12 protein-coding genes are annotated in these 9740 nt (G+C 65.6%); 2 read left to right on the top strand and 10 right to left on the bottom strand.

Annotated elements, in window-relative coordinates:
* Both ACTIFJ_RS14080 and ACTIFJ_RS14075 read left to right on the top strand, forming a co-directional pair.
* A partial coding sequence (locus ACTIFJ_RS14080) for a M23 family metallopeptidase (RefSeq protein WP_439534742.1) occupies positions 1-917 on the top strand: 917 nt, incomplete at its 5' end.
* Positions 918-966: 49 nt separating this feature from the next.
* The gene (locus ACTIFJ_RS14075) at positions 967-1629 is read left to right on the top strand and encodes a class I SAM-dependent methyltransferase (RefSeq protein WP_439534741.1); all 663 of its coding nucleotides are present in this window, start codon (positions 967-969) and stop codon (positions 1627-1629) included.
* Here ACTIFJ_RS14075 and ACTIFJ_RS14070 read toward each other — a convergent pair.
* From ACTIFJ_RS14070 to ACTIFJ_RS14025, 10 genes are all read right to left on the bottom strand, one after another.
* Positions 1626-2498, bottom strand: a complete 873-nt coding sequence (locus ACTIFJ_RS14070; protein ID WP_439534740.1) for a class I SAM-dependent methyltransferase — start codon at positions 2496-2498, stop codon at positions 1626-1628. The genes ACTIFJ_RS14075 and ACTIFJ_RS14070 overlap by 4 nt on opposite strands.
* The gene (locus tag ACTIFJ_RS14065; protein WP_439534739.1) at positions 2495-3739 is read right to left on the bottom strand and encodes a M16 family metallopeptidase; all 1245 of its coding nucleotides are present in this window, start codon (positions 3737-3739) and stop codon (positions 2495-2497) included. The genes ACTIFJ_RS14070 and ACTIFJ_RS14065 overlap by 4 nt, the downstream gene beginning before the upstream one ends.
* Positions 3736-5136, bottom strand: coding sequence for a threonine synthase (gene thrC, locus ACTIFJ_RS14060; protein WP_439534738.1), 1401 nt, complete (start codon positions 5134-5136; stop codon positions 3736-3738). Before thrC ends, ACTIFJ_RS14065 begins: the two co-directional genes overlap by 4 nt.
* Before the next feature lie 11 nt (positions 5137-5147).
* Positions 5148-5810, bottom strand: coding sequence for an SURF1 family protein (locus ACTIFJ_RS14055; RefSeq protein ID WP_439534737.1), 663 nt, complete (start codon positions 5808-5810; stop codon positions 5148-5150).
* Positions 5807-6259, bottom strand: coding sequence for a DUF983 domain-containing protein (locus ACTIFJ_RS14050; protein ID WP_439534736.1), 453 nt, complete (start codon positions 6257-6259; stop codon positions 5807-5809). Before ACTIFJ_RS14050 ends, ACTIFJ_RS14055 begins: the two co-directional genes overlap by 4 nt.
* The gene (locus ACTIFJ_RS14045; RefSeq protein WP_439534735.1) at positions 6174-7007 is read right to left on the bottom strand and encodes a cytochrome c oxidase subunit 3; all 834 of its coding nucleotides are present in this window, start codon (positions 7005-7007) and stop codon (positions 6174-6176) included. Before ACTIFJ_RS14045 ends, ACTIFJ_RS14050 begins: the two co-directional genes overlap by 86 nt.
* 4 nt (positions 7008-7011) lie before the next feature.
* On the bottom strand, positions 7012-7629 hold the full coding sequence (locus ACTIFJ_RS14040; protein ID WP_439534734.1) for a cytochrome c oxidase assembly protein: 618 nt from the start codon (positions 7627-7629) through the stop codon (positions 7012-7014).
* On the bottom strand, positions 7626-7826 hold the full coding sequence (locus ACTIFJ_RS14035; RefSeq protein ID WP_439534733.1) for a hypothetical protein: 201 nt from the start codon (positions 7824-7826) through the stop codon (positions 7626-7628). Before ACTIFJ_RS14035 ends, ACTIFJ_RS14040 begins: the two co-directional genes overlap by 4 nt.
* Positions 7823-8773, bottom strand: a complete 951-nt coding sequence (locus tag ACTIFJ_RS14030; RefSeq protein ID WP_439534732.1) for a heme o synthase — start codon at positions 8771-8773, stop codon at positions 7823-7825. The genes ACTIFJ_RS14035 and ACTIFJ_RS14030 overlap by 4 nt, the downstream gene beginning before the upstream one ends.
* A 49-nt stretch (positions 8774-8822) precedes the next feature.
* Positions 8823-9740, bottom strand: a 918-nt coding sequence (locus ACTIFJ_RS14025; RefSeq protein WP_439534731.1) for a cbb3-type cytochrome c oxidase subunit I, incomplete at its 5' end; no start/stop codon positions are given.

The raw sequence follows: 9740 nt of genomic DNA, 5'->3' as shown, positions 1-9740 counted from the left end.
TCCGCGCCGCTTTCGACTTGCGCCTGGCCATAGGCCGCACCAACGGCGAGCTGACCCTCAAGCGAATCCCGATCAAGGTCGATTCAACCCCGCTGCGCGTCAACGGCCTCGTCGGGCGCGGTCTCGAGGCGTCCCTGCGCGGCGCCGGTGTCCCCAACAGTCAGGCCCGCGAATTCGTGCGGGTGATCGGATATGTCGTAGACATGCAGCGCGGCGTCGGACGCAACGACAAGTTCGACATCATTATCGAGCAGGACAGGGCAGAAACCGGCGACGTCCGCCATGGCAGCCTGCTCTATGCGGCGCTCGACCGACCATCGAAGGACCGGATCGAAGTCGCCCGCTTCGCGCCCGGCCGGGGCAAGGCCGATTATTTCCGCGCCAGCGGGGAGTCGGCACGAAAAGGGCTGATGCGTACCCCGGTCGACGGGGCTCGGCTGACATCCAATTTCGGCATGCGCTTCCATCCGCTTCTCGCTTATTCCCGCATGCATCAGGGCGTCGATTTCGGCGCGCGCCACGGCAGCCCGATCTATGCGGCGGCTGCGGGCAAGGCCGAGTTCGTCGGTCCCCATGGCGGACACGGCAATTTCATCCGTATCGCCCATAGCGGCGGCTTGAAAACGGCCTATGCTCATATGTCCCGTTTCGCCATCAAGGCTGGGCAGCAAGTCACCCAGGGCCAAGTGATCGGCTATGTCGGCTCCACCGGCGTCTCCACCGGCCCGCATCTCCACTATGAAGTGTGGCTCAAGGGCAAGGCCGTCAATCCGATGACGCTGAAATTCATTGGCGGCAGCCAGCTGGCCGGTGCCGACATGAATCGCTTTCAGGCCGAGCTCAATCGCCTGCGCAACCTGGCGGTGACAGGCAGCGATACCCCCGCGCCGACGCGTCCAGGCCGGCGGCCCGCCTGAGCGGTTGCGCCGCCTTGCCGCGGCATCGGCCAGCGGCTATTTCTCTCTCGTGATCCTGTCGCTCCTTGCTGCCGCCGCGCTTGCCGTTCCCGAGGCGCGGCTCGCCTTGCCACGGCCGGACCGGCAGATTGCCCGTATCGTCAGTCCGCATTGGGACGATGAGGCGGCGCGCGACCGAGCGGGCGAGGCGGATGCCGTCATTCGCATCGTCGGGATCAAGCCGGGACAAACCGTGGCCGATATCGGTGCCGGCGCCGGCTATTACACAGTGCGCCTGTCGCCGCTCGTCGGGCCGCAGGGCCGGGTCATCGCTCAGGACATCGTACCACGATATTTGCGTGATCTCAGGGTGCGTATCCGCAAAGCCGGTTTGACGAATATCAGCTTCGTGCAAGGCCGTGCCGCCGATCCGCGGCTGCCGCTCGCCAGTCTCGACGCTGCGTTGCTGATCCACATGTACCATGAGATCGACCAGCCCTATGCGCTGCTCTGGCGGCTCCGCAAGAGTCTGAAGCCCGACGGCCGCATCGCCATCGTCGACCTCGAGCGCGACTCTCAATATCACGGCATGCCCCGCGCCCTGCTGGTCTGCGAAGTCAAGGCGGTGGGCTATGAGCTGGTCTCGATCACCGACCTGAAGCAAGGCTATCTGGCGGTGTTCAGACCAGGCCCGGAAAAAGACCCGAAGACGGTGAAAGCCTGCCGAAGCTAGGCTGACCAGCGGGCGTAGATGGCCGTCGGCAGCAGCCGCTTGCCGTCATCCTGCCGCACCGCCATGTCGCCGGCCTCGATCTTTCCTTGCCCGCCCATCGTTTCGCCGAGCAGTTCCGCCAGCGCCACTGCCGACATCCTGATCGCATAAACGGTCAGCACGAGGAACGCCGCGTCGTCGGCCAGCAGCTGGCGGGCCAATGTCACCAGCTCGGGCAGGTCGCGCTCGAGGCTCCAGACCTCACCGTCCGGGCCGCGGCCATATTTGGGCGGATCGAGCATGATCCCCTGATAGCGGCTACCGCGCCGAACCTCGCGCCGCATGAACTTCAGAGCATCATCGACCAACCAGCGGACCGGCGCATCCGACAGCGAGGACAAGGCGGCATTGTCCCGCGCTGCCGCCACGGCTTTTTTGCTGGCATCGACATGGACGACCGCGGCGCCGGCGGCAGCGGCGATCAGGCTGGCCACACCCGTATAGCCGAACATGTTGAGCATCCGCGCACCGGGGCGAAGCTGCGCCGCCATCCAGTCCCATTGGGCGCCCATGTCCGGAAAGAAGCCAAGATGGCGAAACGGCGTATTGGTCGCGTGGAAGCGCACCTCGCCGCGCGCCAATGTCCAGCGCGCCGGCACGTCGGCAACCAGTTGCCAGCGGCCGCCGCCCTCCTCGTCGCTGCCGCCGATGAATTCGCCGTGCGCGGTCCAGTCCGGCTGGGTCGGTTGCCACAAAGCCTGAGGCTCCGGGCGGATGAAGCGCCAGGGGCCGTATCGCTCGAGCTTTCGCCCGCCGCCCGAGTCGACGAGGCCATAATCGGCCCAGGGTTCGGTCACCAGCACGCCGAGCTGGCCGTCCCAACCGGTCATGCCGCCTTCCGGCGACCGCCACCACCGGCGCCGATCTCGGCCCGCGCCGGTGCATGAGCCAGCATCGCCGCACCAGCGGCGCGCGCCGCCTCGACCGTGACCGCTTCCAGCCGGGTGACAATCTCGTCCGGCGGCAGGTAACGGCCATGGACAGCAAGGCAGCGCGCGACATGGTCGGCTTGGCCCTGCGGCCCCTCGAGCGCCATCAGCAGGCCGGCAACTGCCTGCGCCCGCGCCCGGTCCAGCTCGGCCTGCGACAGGTCGGCGATGGCCCCGTGCAGGACAGTGTCGATCAGATCACGCGCCGCCGCCGCTTCGGTGCGGGCGCAGGCGGCATGGACGCTCATCAGCCCACCGTCGACATAGGGGGTGATGGCAGCGCTGACCGAATAGGCCAGCCCCCGCGACTCGCGCACTTCCTGGAACAGCCGGGACGACATGCCGCCGCCGACCGCCAGTGCGAACAGCATCGCCGCGTCATGGCCGGGCTCGTGATGGCCGGGCGCGGGGACGCCGAGCGTCAGCTGCGCCTGCTCGCAGCGACGATTGTCGTCATGGCGGCCAGCAGTGAAGCGAACGGCCTCGGCAGCGGGTCGGGGTCCCGGCGTGCCGCGCGTGGGAAATGCGGCCTCGGCGAGTCGCATGACGTCATCATGGTCGATCCGCCCGGCAACGGCGAGCAGCAGCCGGTCCGGCTGATAATGCGTGTCGCGCCACTGGCGCAGGTCGTCGGCGGTGATCGCCGCCAGCGTCTCCTCGCTGCCGAGAATCGATCGACCCAGCGCTTGGTGGGGAAAGGCGACGGCCTGGAGATGATCGAAAACGATATCGTCCGGCGTGTCGCGGGCCTCGCCCAGTTCCTGCAGCACGACATGCTTCTCGCGCTCCAGTTCCGCCGCATCGAAACGCGGATTGACCAGCATGTCGCCGAGAATGTCGAAGCCGAGCGGCAGGTCGCGCGCCAGCATCCGGGCATGAAAAGCCGTGGCATCGCGTGAGGTCCAGGCATTGAGCTGACCGCCGACATCCTCCACGGCTTCCGCGATTTCGCGGGCCGAGCGCCGCTCGCTGCCCTTGAAGACCATATGCTCGAACAGATGGGCGAGCCCGTTCAGCGGCGCCGTCTCGAACCGCGCGCCGGTGTCGGCGAGCAGGTTGATCGCCACTGTCTCGACGCCGGCCACCGGGCAGGTCGCCACCCGCAGGCCGCTGCGCGTCACGCCGATCGAAGGGGCCTTCACGCGGCGTTGCGCGGACGGGCGCGAGCGCCCACCCAGGTTTCGATCGCGTTGAGATCGGCCGGCAGCACCGTGTACCGCTCTTCCCGATCCAGCAGCCCCTGCACCCGCAGCGGCAGTGTCGGCCGGACGCCGCTGGCGCGTTCCACGGCATCGCCGAACTTTGCCGGATGCGCCGTCGCCAGCGTCACCATCGGCGCCGTGCCCGGCTGCTCGCGCGCCGCCGCCAGCCCGATGGCGGTGTGCGGATCGATCAGCTGGCCGCACTTGTCCTGCGCCCAGCGCAGCGTCCGCCCCATCGCCTCGCTGTCGACACGCGCGCTGGTGAACAGGCCCGCGGCCTCGGCGCGCATCGCCGGCGTCAAGGCCATCGACTTGCTCGTCTCGAAGCCACGCATGGCCGCTGCTGTCACCGCGCCATCGCGGCCATGCAGATCGAACAGCAGCCGCTCGAAATTGCTGCTGACCTGAATATCCATCGACGGCGACTGGGTCGGCGAAACGCTACCGACTGAATAATCGCCTGCGCTCAGCGCGCGGTGCAGGATGTCGTTCTCGTTGGTGGCGACCACCAGTCGATCGATGGGCAGACCCATGCGCGACGCGACATAACCGGCAAAAACATCACCAAAATTGCCGGTCGGCACCGAAAAGGCGATGGCACGTTGCGGCGCCCCGAGCCGGACGGCGGCATAAAAGTAATAGACAACCTGGAACATCAACCGGGCCCAGTTGATCGAATTGACCGCCGACAGCGCAAACCGCGCCGAGAAGTTCCGATCGTTAAACATCGCCTTGACCAGCGCCTGGGCGTCATCGAAGCTGCCCTTGATGGCGATATTGTGGATGTTGGGCGCCAGCACCGTCGTCATCTGGCGGCGCTGAACGTCGGACACCCGACCCTCGGGATGGAGCATGAACACTTCGACCCCCTCCCGCCCGGCCAGCGCGTGTATGGCAGCCGAGCCGGTGTCGCCCGAGGTCGCGCCAATGACGGTCAGATGCCGCCCGCTGGCACTCAGGAACCGCTCGAACAGCTGGCCCAGCGCCTGCATGGCGACGTCCTTGAACGCCAGCGTCGGGCCGTGGAACAGCTCGAGCAACCAATGCCGCTGGTCGAGCTGGACAAGCGGCACCACCGCGGCGTGCGAGAAGCTCGAATAGGCACGGGTGAGCAACGTGCGCAGGGTCCGCTCGTCGAAGACATCGCCAACGAACGGCCGGCAGACACGGACCGCCGTTTCGACATAATCGAGCCCGACCATCGCCGAGATTTCCTCGGCGGTGAACTGCGGCCAGTGCGACGGCACGTAGAGCCCGCCGTCGGTCGCCAGACCGGCGAGCGTCACCGCTTCGAAATTCAGGGGGGCGGCGCTGCCGCGTGTGCTCTGATAGTCCATGGCGCCAGCGACTAGCCGGCCGCGTCGCCGGCTGCAACCTTGGCCGTATCGGCACGCGCGCGCGTCCGGCGCCGAAGCCATAGCGCGTAGATGACGAGCAGGGCGGCCGCGAGGCCGAACCACTGACCGGCATAGGCGAGGTGATTGTCCGGCAGATCACCGGGCGTCGGCATGCGCGAGGGCGACAGGGGCGGCGCCGCCGTGTCCGGGATCAGCATGAACTGTGGGCGGCCGGGCGCATCGCCATAAGGCCGCTCGATGATCAGCCCCTTGAACATCGCGTCGACATCGAGCGTCAGGCCGCCAATGTCCGGCCGCCGGGTCCAGCCCGCCACAACGACAATATCAGGGGCCAGCGACTGGTCAGGCCGGCAGGAGACCAGCACGAGAAATCCGCTCTGGCCGTCAGCGCTGCTGCCACCCCGCAAATCATAGGGCCGGACCGGGCCGGGTCGGCAGACCATCTCGGCGCGGCGATACTGGACGCTGGCACGGCCCGTCATCGACGCGACATAATCGGCCGGGCCGAGCGGGGGCAACTGGGGCGCCACCTCGGCAGCGAGAATCAGCTGCCGCTTCCATTCCCGGCGTTCAAGTTGCCAGACGCCGAGACCGACGAGGAACGCAGCGAGGAGAAAGACGATGAGCGAGGGAACGACCGGCAGCCGCCTCACAGCCGACCCTCACGGGCTTCCTGAGCATATTCGATGGCGAGCAGCAGACCCTTCGCGAGCCGCATCAGCGCCAACGACAGCAGCAGCGTCAGTGGCAGCCACAACAGCACATGCACCCACCAGGCCGGCTCAACAGCCAGCTCCAGCCATAGCGCCAGTCCGGTGATCACGGCCCCGACGACTAGGATCAGGAAGGAGGCCGCGCCGTCGCCGACATTGAACGCCCGGAAATCAAGCCCGCACGCACTACATCGGGGCGCATAGGTGACCGGCCCTGCGAACAGCTTTCCTGTACCACATTGCGGGCATCGCCCGGCGATTCCCCAACGAATGGCCTGTTGCCGGACTGCCGGTGGGAGAGGATCAGCCAAAGGCGCTCTTGACGACCGCCGCCCCGAAGTTCGAACCCCAGACGTAGATGGCGATGAACAGGAACAACCAGACGACATCGACGAAATGCCAGTACCAGGCCGCAGCCTCAAAGCCGAAATGCTGGGTGGGAGTGAAGTCACCCTTGTAGGTCCGTGCCAGGCAGACCATCAGGAAGATCGTTCCGACGAGCACGTGAAAGCCGTGGAACCCGGTCGCCATGTAGAAGCTGGCACCATAGATGCTGTCGCTCATGCCGAACTCAGCATGGTGATACTCATAGGCCTGGACCATGCTGAACAGAGCGCCAAGGATCACGGTGACCCACAGGCCCTGCTTAAGCCCCTCACGGTCGCCATGGATCAGCGCGTGATGCGCCCAGGTCACCGTGGTGCCCGACAGCAGCAGGATTAGTGTATTGAGCAGCGGGAAGACGAAGGGATCGAGCACCTCGACACCCTGCGGCGGCCAGACACCATTGATGCCCTCATGGCTCGACGGATAGAGCGCCGCGTTGAAATAGGCCCAGAACCAGGCAACGAAGAACATCACTTCCGAGGCGATGAACAGGATCATGCCATAACGATGATGAAGCTGAACGACCGGTGTGTGATCCCCGGCATTGGCTTCATGGACGACCGAACGCCACCAGAAATAGAAGCAGGCGACCACAGCCGCCAAGCCAGGCCAGAAGGTCAGCTGGCCCCAGCTCGTCGAGTGCATCCAGCCGATCGCGCCGGCCGCCATGACGAGCGACGCCATCGACATCGCCAATGGCCAGGGCGACGGGCTGAGAATGTGATAGTCATGTGTCTTGCCGGCGGCCATTGCCTCAGCCTTTCTTGAGCAGGTCTGGTTGTGCAGTGCGGCTTAGCGCCGCGTCCGCCGTCTTGTCCATCGGATAGAAGGTGTAGGACAGCGTAATTTCGGAAATCCGGTTGGCGCTCGGGTCATCGAGGATGGCCGGATCGATGAAGTAGACGACCGGCATCCGCACCCGCTCGCCGCCGGCCAGCGTTTGCTCGGTAAAGCAAAAGCAGTCGATCTTGCGGAAATAGGCACCGGCGGTATCTGGCGAGACATTGTAGACGGCGCGACCGGTCACCGGCGTACCTTCTCGGTTCCAGGCCTCATAATAGGCCAGCACCTTCTCGCCGATCTTCACTTCGTTGACCGACTTTTCGGGCCGGAACTCCCAGTCGAGCCCGGCATCGGTGGTGGCGTCGAATCGGATCTTGATGGTCCGGCCGTGCAGCGCAGCGAGCCGGGCCGCATCCGGCAGCGCCTCCGCTTCGGCGCGGCTGACCGTGCCGTTGTAGCCGGTAACCTGGCAGAACAGCCTGTAGAGCGGAACCGCAGCATAGGCGGCGCCGATCATCGACACGGCGCCGATCGCGGCCAGCCAGCCGGTCCTGCGCTTGGCGCGCTCGAGCCGGGCCTGGGCGTTCATCGTCCGTCCCATCCCGGCTTCTCGGCCTGAAGCCGCGCCTGAACCTCGCCCGATGGCGGCACCATGCGCACCATGGTGATGCCAAAAAACAGCAGCGTCAGCGCCGCGAGCAGGATGCCCAGCGCCTTGTTGCGCGAGCGGCGGCGCGTTTCGAACGCGGCCTTCTCGGCTGCAGTCCAGCTTGCCGGATCGCTCATGCCAGCCACACATCGGCGACGAGCGCGCCGAACAGGATAGCGAGATAGAGCAGGCTGAACTTGAACAGCCGCTTCTCGGCCCGCATCTCCGGCGCCGTCACCGCGGTGCTGCGGAACACCGCCCATGCCATCGCCATGAAGAGCGCGCCGAGCACAATCGCCGTGGCGCCATAGCCCCAGCCGGCGAGGCCGGTGATGCCCGGCAGCGGCACCAGCGAACAGGCAACAAGCGCCACCGAGTACAGCAGGATCTGGCGGCGCGTCTCGGCAGCGCCGTGCGTCACCGGCAGCATGGGAACACCGGCCTTGGAGTAATCAGCCTCCATGAACAGGGCCAGCGCCCAGAAGTGCGGCGGCGTCCACAGGAAGATAATGCCGAACAGCACCCAGGCCATCAGCGGCGTATCGCCCGCCACCGATGCCCAGCCGACGATCACCGGAAAGGCGCCCGCCGCACCGCCGATGACGATGTTTTGCGGCGTCCGGCGCTTGAGCCACATGGTGTAGACAATGACATAGAACAGGATCGAGACAGCCAGCCAGGCGGCGGCGACCCAATTGAGCGCCAGCGCCATCACGGTAACGCTGCCGACGGACAGCAGGATCCCGAACGCTAGCGCCTCATTGGCACCCAACCGGCCCGCAGGCAGCGGTCGGTTCGCCGTCCGCTTCATCACCGCATCGATATCGGCTTCATACCATTGGTTGAGCGCGCCGGCCGCGCCGGCAGCAACGGCGATGCACAGAACCGCCACGAAGGCGAGGAAAGGATGCAGTATGCCGGGCGCGGCGATCATCGCGCAGGCGGCGGTGAAGATCACCAGCGTCATCACGCGCGGCTTGAGCAGCGCAAAATAGTCCCGCCAATCGGCAAAGGCCGTCGCCGGGGCGACCGGAGCAAATGCAACCGGCGTTTCCGGCCCGCTGAGCGGCGCTGTCTGGTTCATAATCACATCCGCAGCGGCCGGTCCGGAAAAGGACCGGCCGCCCACGGCCTTACTTGATGACGGGAAGCGTCTCGAACTGATGGAACGGCGGAGGCGAGCTCAGCGTCCATTCCAGCGTCGTAGCACCTTCGCCCCAATAATTGTCCTCGACGCGGCGCTTGCCGGCGAAGGACACGATCAGGTTGAGGAAGAAGATCAGCATGCCCACGCCCATCACGGCATAGCCAAGCGAGGCAATGCTGTTCCAATAGGCGAAGATCTCTGGATAGTCGGGGATACGCCGTGGCATGCCGTCCGCACCCAGGAAGTGCATCGGGAAGAACATGATGTTCACGCCGATGAAGAACACCCAGAAATGCAGCTTGCCGAGGAACTCGTTGTAAGGCTTGCCGGTCATCTTGCCGAACCAATAGTAGAAGCCGGCAAAAATGGCGAACACGGCACCCAGCGAGAGCACATAGTGGAAGTGCGCCACGACATAATAGGTGTCGTGGAAATAGGTATCGACGCCGCCATTGGCGAGGATGACCCCGGTCACACCGCCGACCGTGAACATGAAGATGAAGCCGATCGCCCAGAGCATCGGGGTGGGGAAGGACAGTGACCCGCCCCACATCGTCGCGATCCAGGAGAAGATCTTGATGCCGGTGGGCACCGCGATGATCATCGTAGCGGCGGTGAAGTACATCTTGGTGTTCACGTCTAGACCGGCAGTGAACATGTGGTGGGCCCAGACCAGAAAGCCGATGAACCCGATTGCCACCATGGCATAGGCCATGCCGAGATAGCCAAACACCGGCTTCTTCGAGAAGGTCGAGATGATCTGGCTGACCATGCCGAAGCCCGGCAGGATGAGGATGTACACTTCCGGGTGACCGAAGAACCAGAACAGATGCTGGTAAAGGATCGGGTCGCCACCGCCGTCAGCGGTGAAGAAGTGGGTGCCGAAGTTGCGGTCCGTCAACAG

Source organism: Polymorphobacter sp., from assembly GCF_051860865.1.
In the GTDB taxonomy this organism is placed as follows: domain Bacteria; phylum Pseudomonadota; class Alphaproteobacteria; order Sphingomonadales; family Sphingomonadaceae; genus Sandarakinorhabdus.
This window is presented reverse-complemented; position numbering and strand designations above follow the sequence as displayed.